18 protein-coding genes are annotated in these 22,809 nt (G+C 46.1%); 7 read left to right on the forward strand and 11 right to left on the reverse strand.

What is annotated here, in order from left to right; translation table 11 throughout:
* Nucleotides 1–116 precede the first annotated feature (116 nt).
* Together NZ043_RS28650 and NZ043_RS28655 are read right to left on the reverse strand one after the other, a co-directional pair.
* Nucleotides 117–4,496 carry a glycosyl hydrolase 53 family protein gene (locus NZ043_RS28650; RefSeq protein ID WP_339309886.1) on the reverse strand — a complete coding sequence of 1,460 codons (4,380 nt, stop codon included), beginning with the start codon at nt 4,494–4,496 and terminating at the stop codon, nt 117–119.
* Nucleotides 4,497–4,752: 256 nt separating this feature from the next.
* Nucleotides 4,753–5,469, reverse strand: coding sequence for a YceI family protein (locus tag NZ043_RS28655; protein WP_133385296.1), 717 nt, complete (start codon nt 5,467–5,469; stop codon nt 4,753–4,755).
* Between the two features lie 192 nt (nt 5,470–5,661).
* Between NZ043_RS28655 and NZ043_RS28660 the strand changes: the two genes are divergently transcribed.
* Nucleotides 5,662–6,348 (forward strand): response regulator transcription factor, encoded by a 687-nt coding sequence (locus tag NZ043_RS28660; protein ID WP_036613325.1) that lies wholly within the window; start codon nt 5,662–5,664, stop codon nt 6,346–6,348.
* Nucleotides 6,333–7,799 carry a HAMP domain-containing sensor histidine kinase gene (locus NZ043_RS28665; RefSeq protein ID WP_339309887.1) on the forward strand — a complete coding sequence of 489 codons (1,467 nt, stop codon included), beginning with the start codon at nt 6,333–6,335 and terminating at the stop codon, nt 7,797–7,799. Before NZ043_RS28660 ends, NZ043_RS28665 begins: the two co-directional genes overlap by 16 nt.
* 105 nt (nt 7,800–7,904) lie before the next feature.
* Here NZ043_RS28665 and NZ043_RS28670 read toward each other — a convergent pair whose 3' ends face one another.
* Nucleotides 7,905–8,717: an ATP-binding protein gene (locus NZ043_RS28670; RefSeq protein ID WP_339309888.1), complete on the reverse strand. Its 813-nt coding sequence runs from the start codon at nt 8,715–8,717 to the stop codon at nt 7,905–7,907.
* A 433-nt stretch (nt 8,718–9,150) separates the two neighbouring features.
* Here NZ043_RS28670 and NZ043_RS28675 point away from each other — a divergent pair, with 433 nt between their 5' ends.
* The gene (locus NZ043_RS28675) at nt 9,151–9,303 is read left to right on the forward strand and encodes a DUF1540 domain-containing protein (RefSeq protein WP_076209985.1); all 153 of its coding nucleotides are present in this window, start codon (nt 9,151–9,153) and stop codon (nt 9,301–9,303) included.
* A gap of 202 nt (nt 9,304–9,505) precedes the next feature.
* Nucleotides 9,506–10,963: a 4-hydroxyphenylacetate 3-hydroxylase N-terminal domain-containing protein gene (locus NZ043_RS28680; protein ID WP_339309889.1), complete on the forward strand. Its 1,458-nt coding sequence runs from the start codon at nt 9,506–9,508 to the stop codon at nt 10,961–10,963.
* A 21-nt stretch (nt 10,964–10,984) separates the two neighbouring features.
* Here the strand turns inward: NZ043_RS28680 and NZ043_RS28685 are convergent, their stop codons facing one another.
* From NZ043_RS28685 to NZ043_RS28695, 3 genes are read right to left on the reverse strand one after another with little or no spacing between them, the layout of a single operon-like run.
* Nucleotides 10,985–11,551 carry a nitroreductase family protein gene (locus NZ043_RS28685; protein ID WP_339309890.1) on the reverse strand — a complete coding sequence of 189 codons (567 nt, stop codon included), beginning with the start codon at nt 11,549–11,551 and terminating at the stop codon, nt 10,985–10,987.
* Nucleotides 11,552–11,603: 52 nt separating this feature from the next.
* Nucleotides 11,604–12,410 carry a hypothetical protein gene (locus NZ043_RS28690; RefSeq protein ID WP_249912273.1) on the reverse strand — a complete coding sequence of 269 codons (807 nt, stop codon included), beginning with the start codon at nt 12,408–12,410 and terminating at the stop codon, nt 11,604–11,606.
* A 5-nt stretch (nt 12,411–12,415) separates the two neighbouring features.
* Entirely contained in the window at nt 12,416–12,868 is a 453-nt protein-coding gene (locus tag NZ043_RS28695) for a flavodoxin (protein ID WP_017687802.1), read from the reverse strand.
* A 293-nt stretch (nt 12,869–13,161) separates the two neighbouring features.
* Between NZ043_RS28695 and NZ043_RS28700 the strand changes: the two genes are divergently transcribed.
* The 3 genes from NZ043_RS28700 to NZ043_RS28710 all read left to right on the forward strand — a co-directional run bounded on the left by NZ043_RS28700 (nt 13,162) and on the right by NZ043_RS28710 (nt 15,297).
* Nucleotides 13,162–14,025 carry a class I SAM-dependent methyltransferase gene (locus tag NZ043_RS28700; RefSeq protein WP_017687801.1) on the forward strand — a complete coding sequence of 288 codons (864 nt, stop codon included), beginning with the start codon at nt 13,162–13,164 and terminating at the stop codon, nt 14,023–14,025.
* Between the two features lie 2 nt (nt 14,026–14,027).
* Nucleotides 14,028–14,759: an RNA pseudouridine synthase gene (locus NZ043_RS28705; RefSeq protein ID WP_339309891.1), complete on the forward strand. Its 732-nt coding sequence runs from the start codon at nt 14,028–14,030 to the stop codon at nt 14,757–14,759.
* 193 nt (nt 14,760–14,952) lie between these two features.
* The gene (locus NZ043_RS28710; RefSeq protein WP_339312902.1) at nt 14,953–15,297 is read left to right on the forward strand and encodes an MGMT family protein; all 345 of its coding nucleotides are present in this window, start codon (nt 14,953–14,955) and stop codon (nt 15,295–15,297) included.
* 111 nt (nt 15,298–15,408) lie between these two features.
* On the opposite strand, the gene NZ043_RS28715 is transcribed toward NZ043_RS28710, so the two are convergent.
* From NZ043_RS28715 to parE, 5 genes are all read right to left on the reverse strand, one after another.
* Entirely contained in the window at nt 15,409–16,920 is a 1,512-nt protein-coding gene (locus tag NZ043_RS28715; protein ID WP_091029016.1) for a DHA2 family efflux MFS transporter permease subunit, read from the reverse strand.
* The gene (locus tag NZ043_RS28720; protein ID WP_036613308.1) at nt 16,917–17,363 is read right to left on the reverse strand and encodes a MarR family transcriptional regulator; all 447 of its coding nucleotides are present in this window, start codon (nt 17,361–17,363) and stop codon (nt 16,917–16,919) included. Before NZ043_RS28720 ends, NZ043_RS28715 begins: the two co-directional genes overlap by 4 nt.
* A 275-nt stretch (nt 17,364–17,638) precedes the next feature.
* Nucleotides 17,639–18,079, reverse strand: coding sequence for a MarR family winged helix-turn-helix transcriptional regulator (locus NZ043_RS28725; RefSeq protein ID WP_124116267.1), 441 nt, complete (start codon nt 18,077–18,079; stop codon nt 17,639–17,641).
* Between the two features lie 228 nt (nt 18,080–18,307).
* Nucleotides 18,308–20,770 carry a DNA gyrase subunit A gene (gyrA, locus tag NZ043_RS28730; protein ID WP_339309892.1) on the reverse strand — a complete coding sequence of 821 codons (2,463 nt, stop codon included), beginning with the start codon at nt 20,768–20,770 and terminating at the stop codon, nt 18,308–18,310.
* Nucleotides 20,771–20,782: 12 nt separating this feature from the next.
* Complete coding sequence (gene parE, locus NZ043_RS28735) at nt 20,783–22,762, reverse strand: DNA topoisomerase IV subunit B (RefSeq protein ID WP_249912270.1); 1,980 nt, start codon at nt 22,760–22,762, stop codon at nt 20,783–20,785.
* Nucleotides 22,763–22,809 lie beyond the last annotated feature (47 nt).

Genomic DNA, 22,809 nt, shown 5'->3' on the forward strand with positions numbered 1-22,809 from the left:
AAGAGACCGAATCCTATGATTCGATCTCTTTACCTGCTTTGTTATTTTCTATTCATGCGTACTGATGATGCCACCAGACATTCTTCGTAATCAAAAGCGGACTTTTTGAAATATCTCTAATACAGTTGTTCCATCAGTCTCGCGATTGCAACAGCACCCTGTGCACGGTTCGCTGTTTCTTTCGGGGCAAACGTGCCATCAGGCATGCCGTTCAGCAGTCCAAGTTGTTGCATCGAAGCTACAGCTTCTTTTGCATACCCGGCGATCTCGGCGTTGTCTACAAATAAAGTATTTCCTTGTGCAGCATTGTTCGCATCCTGATCACGTTGCACAACCTGCAGTGCTCTGTTCAGCATAACGGCCATATCTTCTCGCGAAATACGTTCATTCGCTCCAAAGCTTCCATCCGCCCGGCCTTGAATAATGTTCATTTCAATGCCAAGTCGTACTGAATCGGCATACCACTGCCCTTCCTTCACATCTGTTGGGATTGAGATAGATGGATCGGGCTGGCGTACATCACCAATACCTTTAATAATCATTTGCAAAAATTGTGCTCTGGTCAGTTCACCTTGTGGGACAAAACGTGTTGCACTCATCCCCGTAATAATTCCCTTACCGTATAGGTTCTGCACTTCTTGGAGAGCCCAATTGTGATTTTGCAGATCATGTAATGGTACTTCAACTTCTGCAATGACATAACTGCCCGATTCCAGCGGTTTGAACGCCATCGTCTTTGTCTTGTCATCGTACTTGGAATACGTAACAGGTTTCATTTCACCACTTGGAGATACGGAATGTACAACCATAACTACATCATTCTTTTTAGGTTGCTCCACATTGGATAGAGCAACTTCAACCGCTCTGTTTGTCCATTGCAATGGCTTATTGTTCATTAACAAACTTACATCAACAATCGCATGATTACCGATCGTTGCTTTTTGCGATGTGGACAGTGTATCTGTCGATCCTTTTGCCACTACGATGTCGAACGTTCCCGCAGTCTCCGCAATAGTTAGCGGGAGTGATTTTAGAGGAACACGAACGGTAGTTTGTCCTACGACTACATCCAGGGATTTCACTTCCTCGGAACGAATCCATGCTGCCAGTTGACTTGCAGCCAACTGGAATGTGACTGTCTTGGCTGTGTCGGGTACATCTGCAAGCAGTTTCAACGTACGATTTCCTGCATCCATGGATTGCAGTGCCTGAGTTAATTGAGATACATCTGGACGAATAGAATACTTGTCATCCCCGGTTGCTGTTCCTTTTACCGTTATTAGACCCTTCGCTGGCGGATTACCAGGTTCAGTCGGTGTTGTTACAGCCGGATTCCCCGTTGAAGGGGCTGTTCCCGGGTTGGACGGTTGTGATGGTTCACTTGGTTGGGATGGCTGGCCAGGGCCAGGTGTTACATCTTGACGTACAAGTTTACTCACAGCATCTTGTAACGCACGATCCGCATTGCTCACATCTTGCGTTGAAGATTCAACATCCAGAATGAATGCCTTCGCTTCAGAAAGCGCCTTACTGAACACATTCCAGCTTGAAGTCGTGTATTCGGTTTGCTTTAATTTCTCAGCGGTATCTACAGTAGCTTGCAGTGCAGATTTGTCCGCCGGGAACGTACCGTAAGCTTCAAATTCCATGAATCCTACCCATGTGGGACCTGTTTTAATTGTTACTCGAATATAACGTCCCTCCGTGCCTTCTGGAAGTACATGGCTGGGTGCAGTTGATACAACAACATCACTTGTGGTGTCCACTACTTTCACAAAATTTTTGTTATCGTTGGACACTTCGATCGTATATTTGATGCCGCCACTCCACATCGACATTTCGATTTTGCGGAGGTTAGCAACCTGACCCAAATCCACTTGCCACCAGCTATCCTTACTCTGGTCTGTTCCCCATGAAGTGTTCGGATTGTTGTCAATTGCACCTTCAGGAGAGTTGGCTTGATTGCCTCCTGTCCCTGCACTACTTGAAGCCGTTGCCGTTTTTCCCGTTGTTAAAGCCTCCAGAGAGACTAGACTAGTAAAGGCTTGTTTCAACGTATTCAGTGCTGAATTCACCTCAGATTGGACAACAGCATTGTTATCTCGGACCTGAATCGCTGCCTGCAAAGACTGTTCCAATACAGACCAGCTCCGGCGTGTATAGGAAGATTTTGTCTGCTGCTGCATTTGTTGAATGTACTGGTGCAGTTGTGTTTTGTCCACATTGGATAGACCATCAATGGCATCATGCAAACGTTTAACCGCTGTATTCGCATCCGTCTGTGTCGCTCTAGGATCATTCAAGACCTGCTCAGCGCCTTCCAGCGCTTTGGTCAATACCGCCCAAGTGGCCGCAGACCAGTCAGCCTGCTGATACGTACGCGCTTCCGCTATTTTGGCTCGAAGCTCGTCAAGCTGCGGAGCGATAACCTGCATCAGCTGCATCACACGTTCCAATGCTGTTGTCGCTGCATCTGTATCTGCTTGAGTTACCCCGCCCGGCGTGTATGCCTGTTGGTATACATCATTCGCTGCCGAGATTGCCGGAGCCAGAGTCCCCCAGCTTTCCGGAGTAAAATCAGTCTGTACCAATGATCTGGCTCGTGTAAGTGCCGCATCCAGTTGCTGGCGGTCTGCGGGCAGAAGACCCAATCCACGTTTGTACACATCAAGGGACCATAACGCTCTGCCTTCATACGAATGCCCGCCGTTGCCCGGAAATTCGTCGTAATCAAACATGGCTTGGTTTTCCCAAGCATTCCCTTCGGAGGCAATCCAGCCTACACCGGCCGGAATCCACGCCGGCTCCCAGTAGAAGAAACCTGCTCCATGATTATTCGGCACGTTCGCAATCATGTCCATAATGCCAGCGATGGCATCATATTGACCTTGAACGGTTGCGGGGAAATCTGCTCCTCCTACATGAAGCGCTTCGTCTGATCCGATGATATTTCCATGAGCGTCCCCGTTTTTATAGGAAAACGGATAGGACGTTTCAGCGATAATAACATCTTTGCCAAACTCGACTGACACTTCATTCATCGTTTTCTGTACATCCGCAAACGTCCCATGCCAGAACGGGTAATACGACAGTCCGATAATGTCATAGTCCAGTCCGCCTTTACGTAACTCTCCAAAGTACCATTTGAACGTATCCGCCTTGCCGCCTTCAGCCAGATGGATCATAATCTTCACCTTATCCGCGTTATCGGTGATCTCTCCTTCTACTGCACGTACAGCATCAACTCCGCTTTTTAGCAATGCAACATTTTGCTCGAAATCCACGTCACTGCTCAAGCCGTTCAACACACCACTGTTAATCTCGTTACCGATCTGCACCATATCAGGCATGGCGCCCTCTGCTTTCATCTCTCCCACAACTTCAACCGTATAGTCGTATACGGCCTGCTTCAACTCTTCGGGGGAAAGACCTTCCCAAGCTTTGGGACGAAGCTGCTGACCCGGGTGCGCCCACTCGTCCGAGTAGTGGAAATCAAGCAGGATCTTCATACCTTTTTGCTTCACTCGCTTGGCCAAACGAATGACATCTTTCTTATCGTTATAGCCCCCGGATTTCTGCGGGTCATTCCATAGACGAAGGCGTACGTAATTGACACCACGATCCTTGAGAATATCGAGCAAATCACGCTGTGTACCGTTGCTGTCCTCGTATTTTCCGCCTTTGTCCTCAATGGCAGTCAACGTGGAAATATCGACACCTCTAACATAGTCTTCACGATATCCCTCAACAATTACCGTGGCTTCAGGCCGAGGCTCTGGAGGCGCACCATATACTGCACCTGTCACGGTAAAGCTGCCCGCATGTGCGTACTCTGAAGGGTCAATACTATCCCATTCCACTGGAACCATTCCTGATTTTCCATTCTGGTACCATGCTTTTACCTGATTAGGCAGAACTGGCGCACTTCTTGTCACCGTTTTCACTTCGATTGAATCATATTTGGTAATGTTGGCAGGTTCAGTGCCTTCTGATTCTCCCCACACTTTGAACTCCAATATTTCCGGCCAAACTCCCTCACCCTTGTAAAAGGAGATGTTCAGTCTGATGTATCGTACATCTTTCTGCTGAAACGTCAGATCAGTAATCTGTTTGGGATCGGCATTTTCACTTTGATCAACAACTTTGGTCCATGCCTGCTGGTCAGCAGACGTTTCTACCATATATTTCACAACCGTGTTTTCTCTCCACGTTATTTCCGCTCCGGACAGATTGTAGTCTTCACCCAGATCAATCATTGCCCACTGTGGTTGTTCGGAGGTAACTCCCGCCGTAGCAGTCCAATGCGTGTCACTTTTACCATCAACCAAGTGCTCCTTTTTACTCTCCCACTCCAAATATTCTGTGCTTACCGAAACCGCCTTGTTAAGTGCCACGTTCACTTTTGCATCTTCTGCAGCCGCTGGACGAACCATCAACCCCAGATCACAGAATAGCATCAGTAATACCAGACACCCGCTTATGTACCTCTTGTTCACTCTTGATCTCCCCCTTTTTGTGTTTGATTGTGCATGGATCAATGAATGTTATGAATCCTCCTCATTGTAAGCGCTTAATAGTGGTGGGTAACACGGCATTTTCCAAAGGAAACAGCAGTTATTTTAACAATATGATCCTGTGACAGTTACATTTGAGCTATATTAATCACACTATTTTGCAAGAGAAACAAAAAAATCTGTCCGTCTACCGTAAGGCAGAACAGAACAGATTTTTCAGGCATGATCATTGTTACACTTATTTAGAAAGTTTCAATTCAAGCTGTACCTGGATATCATTTTCAGTCGAGAGCACAACGGAGTGTGGATTTTCCATTCCGAAATCTTCGAATGTTACCATCGATGTCGCCGACAACAATACTTCGTTATTCTCATAAGCAGCTTTTGCATCAAAAGTTACTTCTTTTTCAATACCTTTAACCGTAATGGTACCATTCATTTTGATATCAACCGTCTGACCAACAGGCCATTCCGCAGGTACCCCTTCAAATGAAGTCGCTGTAAAAGTTGCCTGTGGATATGTTGCAATGTCGAAGAAATCGGCTTGCTTCACGTGACCATCCCGTTGTCCATTCCCGGAATCAATGCCGTCCATCTCGATCTGTCCTTCTGCCTTCATCTGAGAAGCATCATCTACATTAATTGTCCAATTCCCTTTTACCTGCTCGTCCACAAAATTAACCGTCTCCTGTGAAGTGGTTACGGAGAAGTATACTTTGGAACCTTCGCTGATGTTCCAGTCTCCGTTCAGTTGCTCTGCTCCTGCAGTTTCATTGGCTACAGCCGTTCCTGTGCTATCTACAGTTGTTGTGGAAGTTGCTGTGCTGGCAGGAAGCACCTGTTCAATCTCCACGTTGTTCCCCAAGTAGCTATTTGCGAGATAGTAACCACCGCCACCGATTACGGCAACCGCCGCCACACCTGTAATAAGCCATGCTTTTGCTTTCTTGTTCATCTGTATGTTTCCTCCAGTATATTATTGTTTAAGTTGCTTGTTGGAGTGAATCATATCAATTGAATGTGTCAGGAAGAAGTCAAGATAAGACAAGTCCCATATTTTTTTCAAATCCGTAATACAGGATTGGCTTTACGCTCTGGCTCATGTAAAATCAGTACAAGTTTACTCAGCGAAAGGAGAACGCTTTTCTTGAAATCCATACTTATCGTCGAGGATGAGCAAGCTATTGCACGAGTACTGGCTGCTTATCTGAGAAAAGCAGAATTTGAAGTTCATCATGCAGCAGATGGACCGACTGCACTTACCCTTTTTGATACCGTAACGCCTTCCTTGGTATTACTTGATGTCATGCTGCCAGGAATGGACGGATGGGATCTGCTGCGGATTATTCGTGAAAAAAGTGCTTGTCCCGTGATCATGCTAACTGCACTGGATGACATTTCAGACCGTCTCAACGGACTAAATGCCGGTGCTGACGATTATATGAGCAAACCTTTTGTACCGGAAGAAGTGGTCGCCAGAGTGAATGCGGTATTGCGCCGTAATCCACATTGGACATCAGGTGGCGAAGAGAAGCGTTCCTTTGGAAATCTCGTCATTGATCTTGCTGCCAAGCAAGTGCTGCTGAACGGTGCAGAGGTTGCACTCACACCTCGTGACCTGTCATTACTGTTCTTCCTGTCCGATTATCCGAATCGTACGTTTACCAGGGATCACCTTATTGAACAGGTATGGGGGATGGACTATGATGGCAGTGACCGTGCTGTGGATCTATCGATTAAACGACTACGTCAAGCCCTCTCCCACTGGTCGCCAGAGACGGGAGAAATTCGGACGTTGCGAGGAATGGGGTATCAATTTTGGATCGCCAACTGAAGCAAAAGAAACCCAAACGAACGATATCCATTCTGTCACACTGGACACTGCGATATTTTCTCATTTTGTGCATTGGTTTCACGATTATTGCGGCAGGGGCACTCTACTGGATTCGAACAACTTCCATTGAGAAAAGCCTCAAAACCGCAGAACTGCTTGGTCTGGAGATTGCCGATCATGTGACCAGTGAAAATAATATACTTCGGGTTCCACCCGATCTGGACAGACTGGTAACCAAGCGAGAGAAACTATTTAATACAGATCATTATTTTTGCGTCATGATCTTGGACAATAACAATCAATTGATCTTTTCCCAGCCTAAAATGGAGCAAAAAGACGTGCATTATCGACTATCAGACGACTATCTTGAACCGCGAAACAACAAATATGCAGGTGTAACGGTCAACATATCCGAGGGAGATCAAACCTTGGGTAAAGTGTGGGTGATGCAGTCCAAACAATCCATTACATTTGGTCCAGAGACGATATGGCTCGTGGCTCTAATCCTCGGAGGACTAATCCTCTGTGGATGGTTTACAATCTATCTCCTGTCCAACAAGTTATCCAGACCTATTCGTCAGGTCGCCTATGCCGCTGAGCAGATTCGAGGTGGCAATTATGATGTGAGCCTTGACTTGAATACACGAGAACGTGAGATCAATGAACTTGTAAATTCATTCCGAGATATGGCGACTCGTCTCCGGCAACTCGAAGAATGGCGTACACTTTCGCTGGCAGGGGTCAGTCATGAACTCAAGACACCGGTAACTTCCATCAAGGGGCTCGTTATGGCAGTACGTGACGATGTCGTGAGTCCACAGGAAGGGAAAGAATTTTTGGATATCGCTTTGAAGGAATCTGAACGGATGGAGCGAATGGTCGCAGATTTGCTTGACTATAACGCCATGGCTGCAGGAAGTGTTGCCGTTCGCAAGGAACGAACGGATCTGAAACTGTTGGTCGGTGAGATCATCTATCAGTGGAAGATTGCGTATGAGGACAAAATGCCAGAGGTTCAGTTGCACGCCCCTCCAATTAACTTCTTTACCATGGGGGATGCTCTCCGCATTCAGCAGATTATTGTCAATTTGCTCAATAACGCACTTCATGCCACAGCTCCTGAACAGAAAGCTGTCTTCGATATTTATCTAAGTACAGAAGAACAGATGCTGTACGTTGATGTCAAGGACAACGGCACAGGCATCGCAGCTGAAGAACAACCCAAAATCTTCGAACGCTTCTATCGTGGAGAGCTCAAGAAACGTCGTAACCGCGGCCTGGGTCTAGGATTAACATATAGCCGGCTACTTGCTCAGGAACAAGGCGGTGAACTAACACTTGTCTCCAGCAGCCCGGAAGGGAGCATGTTCAGATTAAGCCTGCCACGCTGGACTGCAACACAAGAAGCCATGAATACAGAAAAAGCATACGGAGCAGCCGTTAAAGTGTAACGCAACATGCTAACATGGCAAATAGCCCAGGATTCCATTCAGGAGACTGGGCTATTTCAGCGTTGTTCCTTGTTGCTTTATCTAAACTATCCAAAATAGAAGCAGTCAACACTCTAAGACACGTGGCTTGTATTCATCGTAAGCATTCGAGATCAGTTGCTTATGAAGTGTACTACTGGCAATGATCGCTTTCCGCTTTGCTTTCAAAACAATCTGCTCTATATCCGCATAACTGCACCCGGTCAAGCGTTCACATATGTAATCTTCCAGCCGGGGCTCCTGTTCAAATGCTCCCACCAACTTGCTGATATACAATCTGCGACTTGAATCATCAGGCATACCATAGGTCATCTTCGTATCAAAACGTCGCCAGATGGCATGATCCAGTTGGGTCTCCAGATTCGTTGCAGCCACCAGTATGCTGTCCCCATCAAATTCGTCCAGACACTGCAATAACGTATTGACGACACGAGCCATCTCTTTCACTTCATCATTGCTCTCACGTGTCCGGCCTATGGCATCAAATTCATCCAGAAATAACACACAGGGATTCATTCGTGCATATTCGAATAACTTGCGTACGTTACTCCCCGTCTCCCCAAGATGGCTATGTATGATCGCATCTAATCTCACAAGAACCAATGGCAGATCAAGACGCTCCGCCAGATGTGATGCCGTTAATGTTTTTCCCGTGCCTGGAGGCCCGAACATGACCATTTTGTTGGGGATTGATACATCATGCTCTCTGAACCTCTCTTTCATGCCCAGAATGGTTATGAATTCGTTAATGATACGCTCATTTTCTGCGGAAAATACAATATGCTGGGCTTTACGCCTACACTCTTTCGGCGTATAAAAAGAAGCCATATCGATCCCTTTTGCTCGGGGAATCCGGTTCATATGGTTTATTTTGCTCATGTATACATATGCTCCTTCATTTATAGTGTCAGTCCGTGATTCAAGTTATATAAGTTGAACTAATGAATATTTACACTGACCACTTCGATGACAGAACAACCTTCCGATCGCTGTTATCGTGTAAATGTTTAGTTCAATTTATATAGAACCACTTAGACCTTTAATCGTAATTATTACTATTAAATAATAACATACTACTGTCTTTTTGCAAATATAACCACAGCACGTACACTATTTTGCCACAGAAGGAAGTCATTTGGTTGCAAGCTTCAATAAAATTTGCTATTCTAAATATGCATCGTTGTGTATAACGCAAAAAAAGCCCTCCAAATTTCGTGAGAGCAAAAATTTTCCAGGTTCGCAAGCGGCAACTTGTTGTATCTGGTTTCTTTATACCAACGACTGTAATCCAATTAAAGTGAGGTTAACAATCATGGCAAAAGACGTATTGTGTGAAGTTAATTCCTGTCGTCACTGGGCTCAAGAGAACAAATGTAACGCTTCTTCGATCTACATCGTGAGTCACAGTAACAAAGAAGCAAGTCAGTCTGCTGAAACAGACTGTAAGACTTTTGAAGTAAAATAAGTAATTTCATCTAATGCACATAAAGGAGCCCTTACCGGTTCCTTTTTTCTTTGTCTATTGTAACAAGAATGATAATTATTATCAAGCCCTATTCTGTAAAAATGCTTCTCACCTCTTAAATGCACATTGGACAGATAACCTACGTACACTACGTAAGAAGTCAGTCTGCCCATGAACGATTAGAACCAAGAGGTGAATAATAATGCCTGTTAAAAGTGGCTCACAGTATCGCGAACGAATTGATACCCAGTCCGTCCCTTGCTGGTACAAAGGTAAACTGATTACTGGAAAACGCTCTGAACATGTAGCATTTGCTGGTTTAATGGAGACTCAGATGTACATGTATGATCTGCAATCTGATCCTCAATTTGCGGAAAAGATGACGTATGCCTCCCCGGCAGACGGCAAACCTGTGGGCATATCCTTCCTGCCTCCAACGAGTGCCGATGACCTCCGTAAACGACGGGAAGGGATGAATATCTGGGCAAATGTCCATCATGGCTTTCTTGGTCGCTCACCCGATTACATGAATACAGCCATAATGTCCTTTTACACAGGTGCCGATCTCCTGAACGAATTATCTCCCCAATATGCAGATAATCTCAAGAATTATTATGCCTACTGCCGTGATCATGATATTACGCTATCCCATGCCTTCATTCAGCCATATGCCAGCAAAATCTCAGGGCAATTGGATGCCACTGAGGATGCTATTGCCGCAAAGGTCGTAGATCGCACTGAGGAAGGCCTCATTATTAGCGGAGCATTTATGATGGCTACACAAGCTGCCACTTCGGATGAGATTTTTGTCTATCCGTCACCTTCTCCTGCCCCATTTGATGACGAAAATCCATTTGCATTCTCTTTTGCTGTCCCCAATGATCTGCCAGGAATCAGTCTGGTATGCAGGGATACTTACGCAGCCGAATCTCACACCAACTATCCTCTGAGTTCCAGATATGAAGAAATGGACAATATCGTCATCTTTGACCGGGTGCTTGTTCCGCATGAACGAATATTTTTTGCAGGAAGTGAGGAAATGTCCTCACGTCTCTTCAGTGGTAGCAACTTTCATATTCACGCAGGTCATCAGGTATTGTGTCGTTATATTGCCAAGACGGAATTTGTTCTCGGTACAATCCAGCTTCTCACGGATACACTGGATCTGAATACGGAAGCACATGTTATAGAGAAATCTGCACGTGTGTTCGCAGGTCTTGAATCGTTAAAAGCATTGGCCTTGGCCGCGGAGGCAGGTGCAATACCAGACGGACGAGGATTTGTATTACCTGCACCCAAACCATTAATGGCAGCCAATCTCCTTTTTCCGAAACTTTATCCTGAGATGATTGAAATTCTGCAACTCTTGGGTTCGAGCGGGGTGATTATGATCCCTCAGGAAGAAGAGTTTCAATCCGATATCGCTCCGTCACTGAATATATATCTGAAAGGGAACGATATGGCTTCTCACGAACGCAACGCTCTGTTTCGCCTGATCTGGGAGCTTGGGGCCGGATCATTCGGGGGCAGGCAGACCCAATTCGAACGATTCTTTTTTGGCAATGTCCTTACGGTGTCCAATCGATTGTTCTCCGTCTACAACAAAGATCAGACGAATCGTCAGCTCGTTCGTGATTTTCTGTCCAACACCAGCAAATAAGAGAACTAATGAATCATTTTTTTATACCAGATGGTCATAGACCGTCATCAGTTCAGAGGCTGGTCTGCTTGCATCCATATCCCGCAATGCAGGCTGGTCTCCGTAACCGATATGGAAGACCCCCAGCACCTTCTCTTCACTTGTCAAACCCATCAAATTCATAAACACAGGATGTTGTTGATAATCATTGATCTTCCAGACAGCATTCAAACCCTGTTCCGCAGCCAGAATACTAAAACGTTTGCTCCAGGCTTTGGCCGGCAGAAGATCATCCTCACGGGCATTTCTAGGCGCCACGACAACCAGATGGGTAGGGATTGCTTCCGTGTATTGATATGTAGCCCAATCGCCGTAGCGATCAGCCAGATGGGGTGGATAGCTCTGTCTGACCGCTTCCAGATATAGCTGTCGCCCTTCGCCTGCAAACAACATAAACCTCCAAGGTTCTGAACTCATCACATATAATGAAGGATCTGCTTCATCAAGCAACTTTCGTATAACCGACTGGGGTACTGGCAACGAACTGAATTCGCAAGTTCCTGCACGTCTCTTGCCGCTGCTTATATCTTGACTTAGACCGGTAGACATGGCAACTTCCCCTCCTCTATCTGCATGATATATCGTTATCCTTCAATCGCCTTCACATCAACCATGTTTTCTTCGGTTCAACGGCTTCCGTTTTCCAGCGATCTACCTCTTCGTGTATGCGCGCCTTATCACGCGTCGTAAACTGTTCTGACTCCACCACTTCAGCTTGCGGCATACTGTCACGTATCAAGCGAATGTAGTCCATGGAACGTATCAGAGACTGGCGTCCAGGGATGTACCTAATTTTGCGTCCTTCCAACAAGCAGTATATCTCGATCATACCCGGTAATTTTCCGAAGGCCTCCCAGCAGAATACACTGACCATATGCTGAAATGCTTCAACTACGTTTGGATCGTGGACAACCATATATTTCTGAATAAGCAGCGAATCCCAGCCTTCTGGTTGCCAGGCCGCCTGAAATATCATCGATAAATGCATGGATAATGAAGGTAACTCCGTTCTCCACTGTTCAAAAAGAATGGCTGGATGTTTCAGATCATCGTTCATTGCAATGGCGAGTGACAATTCATCCGTAATCTTGTTCTTCACATCCCAGTAATGGAGAACAGATTCGAAACCATCGGTCTTTCTGGGCCACCATTTCTCAAGTAAATACTGTACGGGTACCTCTTTGCGAACATCGGGGTCGAGACTATAAAAGGCATTGACCGCATGGCTCACCGCATATTGTACACGGTGCCTCCATTGCAGTGGAAGACGCTGCTCAGACACTGGTTCAGGGCGGATGAATCGGTGTGGGCTGCGCAGCATTTCTTCCAATCTGTAATCTTCAAGCAGACGTTCAGGAAGATCATTCCTTCCGACTGGCATCGCTGCCTGAACATTATGTCTTAACATGATCTTTAGGATACCTGTAATCCGGCAGCAGCGAAGCGTTTGCCAAAGTCACGGCATGTTTCCTTCTCCTGCTCAAGCGGACTGTATTCAATTTTCAACATCTCTGGAGATACCTCCGCCCCACGCTCTTGCAGCTTGGCAGCCGCGAGATCAACTGCACCGCAGAACTGCTCATACGAGGTGTCACCACTACCAAACACCGCAGCTCTCTTACCACTCAGGTCCAGCTCATCCAGCTCCTCATAGAAATCAAGGAATTCATCTGGCAACTCCCCGTCTCCCCAGGTGTACACACCGATCATGAATCCGTCATAGTCCAATACATCAGATGCATTACAATCCGTTACGGATTTCAGGTCTGCCTCGTGGCCTCCCTGTGTAATTCCTTCCACAATCAGTTCTGCAATTTCTTCTGTATTTCCTGTCATGCTCGCATAAGCCACTAACAATTTAGCCATCTATTTTTCCCTCACTTTAATTGATCATGTTATATTCTCTCTATGAAGAAAGAATGAATTTTGGATTAACAAAATCATATGTGATAATGATTATCATTGTCAAATTAATTTTTTGGTTATCTTTGTTTTTCAGTATATGGCACACCTTGGATTTCAACACAGCTAAAATACCTCACCCTTTTAAGGTCAGATGTAATACCTTCCTCCAATGATCCCGTCCCCCAACTGGCGTACAAGCCCTTTTTTGTTGTACAATAGTATCCAAATGACTTTTGAAGGATGGATAAATCATTATGTACGTAGCTAAGAATTGGAAGGACTATGAAGTAATCGATACAGGAGGCGGCGAGAAACTGGAGCGTTGGGGAGATGTGATTTTACGCAGACCCGATCCACAGATTATTTGGCCCCTTGAGCAAGAAACCAATGAATGGCGGCAAGTGCACGGTCACTATCATCGCAGCTCTTCCGGTGGCGGTAACTGGGATATGAAAAAGCCCATTCCCGAGCGCTGGACGATCGGATACGAAAACCTGAAATTCCACATTAAACCTACCAGCTTTAAGCACACTGGCCTGTTCCCTGAACAAGCCGCCAACTGGAGCTGGATGATGGATAAAATCTCCAATGCAGGACGCCCTATTTCTGTCTTGAACCTGTTTGCCTATACAGGCGGAGCAACGGTAGCTGCAGCTTACGCAGGCGCTTCTGTTGTGCATGTGGATGCAGCTAAAGGCATGGTTCAATGGGCCAAGGAAAATGTTCAATTATCCGGACTGGCTGATCGCCCTGTTCGTTTTATTACAGATGATGTATTCAAATTCGTACAACGGGAGCAACGGCGCGGAAATCGTTATGACGCCATTATTATGGACCCTCCTTCTTATGGCCGAGGCCCTAATGGAGAGACATGGAAACTGGAAGAGAACCTATATCCTTTCTTGAAGTCATGTATGACGATCTTGTCGGATAATCCATTATTCATGCTGGTGAACTCCTACACTACGGGCATCTCCTCCACCGTTCTGCGCAACATGTTGACCATGACGATGTCTGCTCAGTACGGCGGTGACATTACCGCAGGTGAAATCGGTCTGCCGATCACACGCAGTGGTCTTGATCTGCCTTGTGGTATTCTGGGCCGTTGGGAGTCCTAATCATGTCAGAACATCGGCATGATCACGATGCAATTCCGATTCTGTTCGAAGACAACCATCTGTTAGGTATTACGAAGCCGGTCAATGTACCTACCCAGGAAGATTCATCAGGTGATCCGGATTTGCTTACATTGCTGAAGCAGGATCTGAAAGAACGATACAACAAACCTGGCAATGTTTATCTCGGGTTAGTACACCGACTTGATCGTCCTGTTGGAGGGGCAATGATTTTTGCCAAGACTTCTAAAGCAGCTTCGAGATTGTCCGAGACTGTGCGGGGACGTCATTTCCGTAAAATATATGCGGCTGTTGTACATGGCAAGTTGCCTGCACAGCAGGGAACGTTAAAACACACACTCCTGAAAGATGCACGTACAAATACCGTTACTGTTGTACCTAAAGGTACAGCTGGCGGTAAGGATGCCGTTCTGGATTACCGTGTTATCGGCGAGACAGACCGTTACAGCCTCGTCCATATCGAACTGCACACCGGCAGATCTCATCAGATTCGGGTGCAAATGAAAGAAATTGGCTGCCCTCTGTACGGGGATCAGAAGTACGGTGCAAGCGTGAATAAACCCGGGCAACAGATTGCTTTATGGTCTGCGATTGCTTCTTTTCCTCATCCAGTTACCAAGGAAGAAGTTATTCTGCAATCTTTGCCTGCAAGAGAATTCCCCTGGGCAGAATGGCCAGCTGCTGTGTACCAAAAAGCTTTTGGACAACCTCAATAAATACGTGTTCAAAAAGACTGGTTTTCAGTAACGAGAAGATGGGATCACAAGCATTTTTATCGAACAACCTCTATAAATGCACAGGATCAGGTTAGATCTGTCCATATCACGTGTCGTTCAGATTCTGTATCTGAACGACACGTTTTTTCATATTTTCAGCTATATACCTAAGATACAGAAAGGAGACATCATGATGACCCCGTTTACCAAACAAGTCGTTGCGATCATCGCGGCGATTCCCGAAGGTAAAGTGATGACGTACGGTCAGATTGCAGCCCATGCCGGAAGTCCAAGAGCCGCGAGACAAGTCGTTCGTATTCTGCACTCGATGAGCCGTAAGGAACGTCTGCCCTGGCACCGTGTCGTCAACGCAAAAGGCGAAATCTCCATACCGGACGAACACTCGCGCATGATGCAGGAAACAGAACTGATTAGCGAAGGTGTGGAGTTTCAACTGAACGGAACCATTAACCTCAAACAGTTCGGTCATGAGCCGGATCCTGTATTTCTTCTCGATCCAACGATCCAGACCGAATAATAAGATTACTCTCCTCATATTGCGCACACCAAAAAAAAAGAGAACTCAGGCAGTTAGGGTTACCCCATTTCAACTGCTAGAGTTCTCTTTTTTGGTTTTTTCTGATATTCGTTATGCTGTAGCCGTCGCTTTTTCCTGTTCTACAGTAACAGGCTCAACAGCTGGTTTTGTTTTCCGAATAAAGAACGCCATGATCAAAGCAACCACGGTCATTCCGGTAGCCACGATGAATGCATAGTTAACACCGTAAATTGTTGCATCTGCGGTAGCAGCTAACATCGCTGTCTTATTATTAGGGTCAACTTGGCCCGCAGCCACTGCATCCGCCAGATGTGTTTTGAGCTTGCTACTCATGATGGTAACGAGAATGGCTGTACCGATCGCACCGGCAACAGTACGCAATGTGTTGGACATCGCTGTACCATGCGCGTTCAGACGCTGAGGCAGTTGATTCAGACCTGCTGTCTGGATCGGCATCATCAGCATCGACATACCAAACATACGAGCCGTATAGATAAACATCATGTAGCCGTAAGTAGTATCGATTGCCAGGCGACTCAGTCCCCAAGTTGTAATCGCCGTAATGGCAAGACCTGCAACCGATAGCCAGCGTGCGCCCACTTTATCAAATATGCGACCTGTAATTGGAGACATAATCCCCATCAATATCGCACCAGGCATCATCAGAAGTCCTGATTCAATTGGTGAGAATCCACGAATGTTTTGCAGGAAAATAGGAAGCAGGATCATACCTGCAAACATCGCCATTGTCACGAGCATATTGATAATTGTGGTTAATGTATACATGTTGTACTTGAAAATACGGAACTCAAGGAGCGGATGATCTGTTGTCAGTTGACGAATAACGAACAGAATCAGGGATATCGCACCTACGACGAGACATCCAATGACAATTGCACTGCCCCATCCATCGGTACCCGCATCACTAAATCCGTAGAGCAAACTACCAAAACCAAGTGTAGATAAAATAACGCCTGGATAATCCAGTTTAGGTCTGGACTGACGTGTTACGTTTTTGACAAAAGCAATACCAATTGCCGTTGCAATAATAGAAAATGGCAAGATGATGTAGAACAACAATCTCCAGGAATAATGCTCAACCACATAACCTGAAAGTGTAGGCCCAATCGCAGGAGCCAGAATCATCGCGATCCCCATGGTTCCCATGGCCTGACCACGTTTCTCAATCGGGAAGATGGTCAGGAATACAACGGTCATGAGAGGCATCAGGATACCTGCACCTGCCGCTTGAATGACACGACCTACCATCAGAATGGTGAAGGTTGGACTAAGACCACAGACTAATGTACCTATGGTAAATAGAGTCATGGCTGTAATAAAAATTTGACGCGTTGAGAATTTGGCAATCAGATATGCCGTAACCGGAATCAGTACACCGTTGACGAGCATATAACCCGTAGTTAACCATTGGGCTTTGTTTGCATTGATCGCGAGGTCTTCCATGATTTTAGGAAGCGCTACGTTCATCAGGGTTTGGTTCAGGAATGCCACAAAGGCACCAATTAACAATGCCGCTACAATCGGGCCTTTCTTGATGTTGTCCATCGCTGAGGATGGAGCTGCAGCAGTAGTCGTACTCATATGTTGTTCATCTCTCTTCCTTCTAACTTTTCAATCATTTGACTATGAATTCTAAGTAGGTGCTCAAGGTCTTCCTTCGATATATCCAGAATGGGTGACACTCTTTCCATCCACAAATGGTGCGTTTCCTGTTGGGCCTGTTCCCCTTTGTCCGTAATCTGAAGCTTAACGGATCGGCGGTCAGCATCTGAACGTGTCCGAACGATATACTCGCCTTTGACCAGTCGCTCCACAACAGCGCTCATGGAACTGCTGCCCATATGGCATAGCTCAGCCACTTCATTGATGCCAATGGAAGGACGCTCCCTCAGGATGGATAACACCATAAACTGGATCGAAGTCAGCTCGATCTCCTTGTTTTCATTCCAAAATGCTCGAAAAAGCATTTGATTCACTTGGCGGAACGAATTAATAATATAGAATACTTCATACGTATCAGTCATTGTTTCACCCTTTTACTTTTGGAATATAATATTTCGTACACGAAATATCAGGGGAACAATTATTTATTATAACAAAAATATTTACATAGTCAACTCTTTACATATGAATTCACAAAAATAATATCAGGACATACTAACTGTGTTACATCCATGCCTTTACTCAACTAACCTGGACACAGTGTGTATCATATGTAATTTGTAAATAAAATAACCATAGGGCTCCTGCATGAAACGAGCAGGCACTCCTATGGTTATTCAGAAGAATCAGCATGGTATCATACCGAAGTAGATAAGGCAGGCTCTTTGGTCTTCGGTGTTGTCATTTTGCCTAACAGATATACCAGCAATTGTTGATTGTGCATCGAAATGTTACTGAGAACAGAGTTCATGAATTCGTTACGGATGGTGATTCCCCGCTCTGTCTCCATTCTTCCTTTCTCTGACAGAGATACCCACACAATGCGTCGATCCTGATTATCCCGATTCCTGCGAATCAGATCATTTTTCTCCATCCGATCGAGCAGCATGGTTACAGCAGCTGGCGTAGTCGCCAGATAAGGTATCAGATCCGAAGGTTTCATCTTCTGATGATCTTCAAGTACCTCCAGAACAGCCAGCTGAGCCTCCGTTAATGAGGGTGCCAGCTCTTGATCCATATGCAATTTATAATCTTTCGTTAACCTGGACCAGCACTTGGCAAAATCGGAATTATACATCTTCCATCGCTCCTCTCTGCAACCGGTTATCACTTCACCTGCTTAAGTTTTCGCGCTCCAAAGCCGCATTCCTGCTGCCTTTTTTCAATTTCCTAGCGATCGACCGTAATCGACGAAGGTTGTTAAACTTCGCATGAATGACCTCTTCTAATCCGCCTTCGAACAACAAAAAAAGACTCCTCGCATGACAGGATTAGCTGTTCTGCGAAAAGTCTCGTTTGTTTGTTTTTATGAAGATGATGCTGGTTGATTCTCATTGAAGTCCCTCAGAAGTTCAACGATCTCGTCCTGTTTATCCACAGGAACGATCAGTTTGCCAATGTGTTTGCGCTCAGTAATCGGAACACCTTCCGAAGAGATCGGATGCACTTGGCCTTCCTTGGTCATTACAGTGATCTTACGTTGCTCTTTGCAATAAAACGCTCCAACAATACGGCTGCCATTCGGTTTCACACGTTTGCCTTCCTTGAACTCGAATGTGGCAAGCCCCTTGCCTCCACGGCTCTGGATAGCATAATCCAGGAGTAATGAACGTTTACCATATCCCAAATCGGACAACACGGCAACTTCACCTTCATCTCCTTCTACCCATAGGGCAGATACAACTTCATCTGTATCTCTTAACTGAATACCACGAACACCACCGGATACACGTCCCATTGGATTAACCTCATCCTCTCGGAAACGAATCGCCATGGCTTCTTTTGTAATCAACATAATATCTTGACCACCTGTACTTAGATGTACAAATAACACTTCATCGTCCTTGCCCACTTTACAAGCCGCAACTGCACCGGAACGCTTGGTAACGTAATCCTTCAGTTCCGTTCGTTTCACCTGTCCTCTTCGCGTAACGAAAACCAGACTGTGGTTTGGCTCTTCAAAGGATTTCACAGCAAGCACACTTGCAATACGGTCATCTTTCGCAAGGGGAATGACATTCACAATGGCTGTGCCTGGATCTTTCCACTTGAATTCAGGTACCTGGTGAACAGGTAACAGGAAGTACTGCCCTTTCCTCGTAAAGACAAGCAAGTTCTCAAGCGTATTTACTTCCAGAACCTGAGCGATATAATCGCCATCTTTTACTCCACTTCCGCTCCGTTCACCACCTGAACGTGTAAAGGACTGCATGCCTGTACGTTTCACGTATCCCTCTTTGGATAACGTAACAAATACATCTTCCGCATTGACAAGCACTTCGAGATTAACCTTGAGTTCTTCCACTTCACCCTGGATCGCGGAACGACGGTCTATGCCGTATTTCTCACGAATCTCCATCAATTCTTTGCGGATGACTCCGATGAGCTTACGGTCACTATCCAGAATGGATTGTAGTTGTGCAATCTTCTTCATCAGTTCACCAAGTTCCTTCTCCAGAGAATTGATCTCCAGATTAGTCAAACGGTACAATTGCAAAGTAAGGATGGAATCCGCTTGGCGTTCCGTGAATCCAAACATCCACATCAGGTTATTTTGAGCATCTTGACGGTTCTTCGACGCTTTGATGGCCGCAATGACCTCATCAAGGATGTTAAGTGCTTTTACCAAGCCCTCGAGCACATGCGCACGGTCTTGCGCCTTCTCCAGCTCAAACCGGGTACGGAATGTTACAACTTCCCGCTGATGGGCAATGTAAGCCTCGAGGATCGATTTCAATCCTAATTGGTGAGGTGCTTTATTCACAATCGCCACCATATTGAAATTATAGGTGACCTGCAGGTCGGTTTTCTTCAGCAAATAAGCCAAAATACCTTGTGCGTCCGCTTCTTTTTTCAGCTCAACCACGATTCGCAGACCTTCACGTCCACTCTCATCACGCACTTCGGCAATACCTTCAACCTTCTTCTCAAGTCGGATGTTCTCCATCGCTGTAACCAGACGAGACTTCACGACCTGATAAGGGATCTCGGTAATGACGATTTGCTGTTTGCCACCGCGCATGTTTTCAATCTCGGTTTTGGAGCGGATATAGATCCGTCCTTTACCTGTGCGATAGGCATCCAGAATGCCGTCACCGCCCATAATCAATCCGCCTGTTGGAAAGTCAGGACCCTTCATAAACATCATGATCTCGTCCAGCTCAATCGACGGTTTCTCCATCACAGCGATGGAAGCATCAATGACCTCACGCAGATTATGTGTAGGAATCTCGGTTGCAAAGCCCGAGGAAATACCGCTGACGCCATTAACCAGCAAGTTCGGATAACGGGATGGCAATACAACCGGTTCTTTGGCCGTATTATCAAAATTATCCTTAAACAGCACCGTCCGTTTCTCGATATCGCGAAGCATCTCCATTGCGATGGGCGACAAACGGGCCTCCGTATACCGCATCGCCGCTGCCGGGTCATCATCCTGTGATCCCCAGTTACCATGACCGTCCACGAGCATATGGCCCATTTTCCAAGGCTGAGCCATCCGCACCATACCCTCATAGATGGAGGAGTCACCATGTGGATGATAATTACCCATTACGTCCCCAACGGTTTTGGCAGACTTGCGGTAAGTCTTGTCAGGCGTATTACCTGAATCGTACATGGCGTACAGAATACGCCGTTGTACTGGCTTCAACCCATCCCGGACATCCGGAATGGCTCGATCCTGAATAATATATTTGGAGTAGCGACCGAAACGGTCCCCAACGACCTCTTCGAGAAAGGCCGGCATAAATTGTTCTGATGGACTCATTCCAAGCACCTTCTATTCTTCGTACTCTGTAAAGTCGACGTTCTCTACAATCCAGCGTTTCCGCGGATCAACCTTATCACCCATGAGCGTAGATACACGACGTTCTGCTTTTGCTGCATCAACAATCTGTACCTTCAGCATCGCACGAGTTTCCGGATTCATTGTTGTCTCCCACAGTTGATCCGGATTCATCTCACCAAGACCTTTATAACGTTGAAGCTCAACATTATTACCGAATTCCTTCATATAATTCGCCAGTTCTTCATCCGTCCATGCATATCGAACAGTCGCGAGCTTACCAGACTTACGAGTAAGTTTGTACAATGGCGGCTGAGCAATATATACTTTGCCTGCATCAATTAAAGGCTTCATATAACGATAAAAGAAGGTCAACAGCAGCACCTGAATATGTGCGCCATCCGTATCCGCATCGGTCATAATGATAATTTTGGAATAATTGCTGTCTTCAACTGCAAATTCGGTTCCTATGCCCGCCCCGATCGCCGCTGTAATGGCACGGTATTCTTCATTTTTGAGAATGTCGGCCAGCTTCGATTTTTCCGGATTGAGCGGTTTTCCCTTGAGCGGCAGAATAGCCTGGATCTTCGAGTCACGGCCCTGTTTGGCAGAACCACCTGCGGAATCACCTTCAACAATAAACAACTCATTTCGGGTAAAATCCTTTGATTGCGCCGGCGTCAGCTTGCCGTTCAGGTTGGAACTTTCACTGCGTTTCTTGCCTGTACGCATATCATCACGTGCTTTGCGAGCTGCTTCTCTGGCTCTGGAGGCTTGAACCGCTTTGCGAATTAACGTTTGAGCTACCTGCGGGTTTTCTTCCAGAAACCTTTGAATATTCTCGGACACGACCGAATCCACTGCACTTCGAGCGGAAGCGCTGCCGAGCTGATCCTTTGTCTGACCCACGAACTCAACATCTGACATTTTGACACTGATGACGGCCATCATACCTTCACGCAGGTCATTACCTTCGAGGTTTTTGTCTTTTTCCTTAATCATGCTGGTACGCCGTGCGTAATCATTCATTACACGGGTATACGCAGCCCTGAATCCGGTCTCATGAGTACCGCCACCCCGAGTAGGGATCGAGTTCACGAACGAAGCCAGTGTTTCTGTATAACCCGCGTTATACTGGATTGCCACTTCGACTTCAATGTCATCCTTCTCCGCATAGAAGTGAATAACATCATGCAACACATCTTTATTTTCGTTCAGAAAAGCAACAAACTGGCTTGCTCCGCCTTCATACATGTATTCATCCTGATTGCCCGAACGTTCGTCCTTAAGCACAATTCTCAGACCTGAATTCAGAAAAGCAATCTCCTGGAGGCGTTCTGCCAATGTATCATAATTAAATTGAATGCCGTTCTGGAACACCCGAATATCCGGTTTAAATGTAACTTTTGTACCTGTCCGATTGGTATTGCCCAACACTTCGAGACCGGAGACCGGTTCACCGACATGTTCAATCCCTTTTTTGTCCTTCCAATACTCGAATCGCTGACGATGAATCTTGCCATCACGGAAAATCTCGACTTCAAGCCACTCGGACAATGCGTTTGTAACTGACGCACCTACACCGTGCAAACCGCCTGATTTTTTGTATCCTGATCCACCGAACTTTCCGCCTGCGTGCAAAATCGTAAACACGACCTGGGGAGTAGGAATCCCTGTTTTATGTATACCTGTCGGAATTCCCCTTCCGTTATCCTGAACCGTAATAGAACCGTCCTTATGCAGCGTGATATCGATTTTGGAGCAGAATTTGGCGAGATGTTCGTCGACAGCGTTGTCGACAATTTCCCATACCAAATGATGTAGACCCGAAGTGCTGGTGCTGCCGATGTACATCCCCGGCCGTTTCCGTACCGCTACCAACCCTTCAAGTACTTGAATGTCGTCCGCGTCGTAGCCTGAAGACCCCTGTCCTCCGCCTGTCGAACCTGCCGACATATCGATTTGCTCGACCATTCATGCTCCCCCTTCTTAACTTGCAACTAAAAAAATGCCTAAAATGC

It is taken from the genome of Paenibacillus sp. FSL k6-2145 (genome assembly GCF_037976585.1).
Classification (GTDB): domain Bacteria; phylum Bacillota; class Bacilli; order Paenibacillales; family Paenibacillaceae; genus Paenibacillus.

What these genes read in the sequence shown, in the direction of transcription:
- NZ043_RS28655 (WP_133385296.1), bottom strand. Translation starts at nt 5,469, where the DNA reads ATGAACAAGAAAGCAAAAGCATGGCTTATTACAGGTGTGGCGGCGGTT.
- NZ043_RS28670 (WP_339309888.1), bottom strand. Translation starts at nt 8,717, where the DNA reads ATGAGCAAAATAAACCATATGAACCGGATTCCCCGAGCAAAAGGGATC.
- NZ043_RS28675 (WP_076209985.1), top strand. Translation starts at nt 9,151, where the DNA reads ATGGCAAAAGACGTATTGTGTGAAGTTAATTCCTGTCGTCACTGGGCT.
- NZ043_RS28680 (WP_339309889.1), top strand. Translation starts at nt 9,506, where the DNA reads ATGCCTGTTAAAAGTGGCTCACAGTATCGCGAACGAATTGATACCCAG.
- NZ043_RS28685 (WP_339309890.1), bottom strand. Translation starts at nt 11,551, where the DNA reads ATGTCTACCGGTCTAAGTCAAGATATAAGCAGCGGCAAGAGACGTGCA.
- NZ043_RS28690 (WP_249912273.1), bottom strand. Translation starts at nt 12,410, where the DNA reads ATGTTAAGACATAATGTTCAGGCAGCGATGCCAGTCGGAAGGAATGAT.
- NZ043_RS28695 (WP_017687802.1), bottom strand. Translation starts at nt 12,868, where the DNA reads ATGGCTAAATTGTTAGTGGCTTATGCGAGCATGACAGGAAATACAGAA.
- NZ043_RS28700 (WP_017687801.1), top strand. Translation starts at nt 13,162, where the DNA reads ATGTACGTAGCTAAGAATTGGAAGGACTATGAAGTAATCGATACAGGA.
- NZ043_RS28705 (WP_339309891.1), top strand. Translation starts at nt 14,028, where the DNA reads ATGTCAGAACATCGGCATGATCACGATGCAATTCCGATTCTGTTCGAA.
- NZ043_RS28710 (WP_339312902.1), top strand. Translation starts at nt 14,953, where the DNA reads ATGACCCCGTTTACCAAACAAGTCGTTGCGATCATCGCGGCGATTCCC.
- NZ043_RS28715 (WP_091029016.1), bottom strand. Translation starts at nt 16,920, where the DNA reads ATGAGTACGACTACTGCTGCAGCTCCATCCTCAGCGATGGACAACATC.
- NZ043_RS28720 (WP_036613308.1), bottom strand. Translation starts at nt 17,363, where the DNA reads ATGACTGATACGTATGAAGTATTCTATATTATTAATTCGTTCCGCCAA.
- NZ043_RS28725 (WP_124116267.1), bottom strand. Translation starts at nt 18,079, where the DNA reads ATGTATAATTCCGATTTTGCCAAGTGCTGGTCCAGGTTAACGAAAGAT.
- gyrA (WP_339309892.1), bottom strand. Translation starts at nt 20,770, where the DNA reads ATGAGTCCATCAGAACAATTTATGCCGGCCTTTCTCGAAGAGGTCGTT.
- parE (WP_249912270.1), bottom strand. Translation starts at nt 22,762, where the DNA reads ATGGTCGAGCAAATCGATATGTCGGCAGGTTCGACAGGCGGAGGACAG.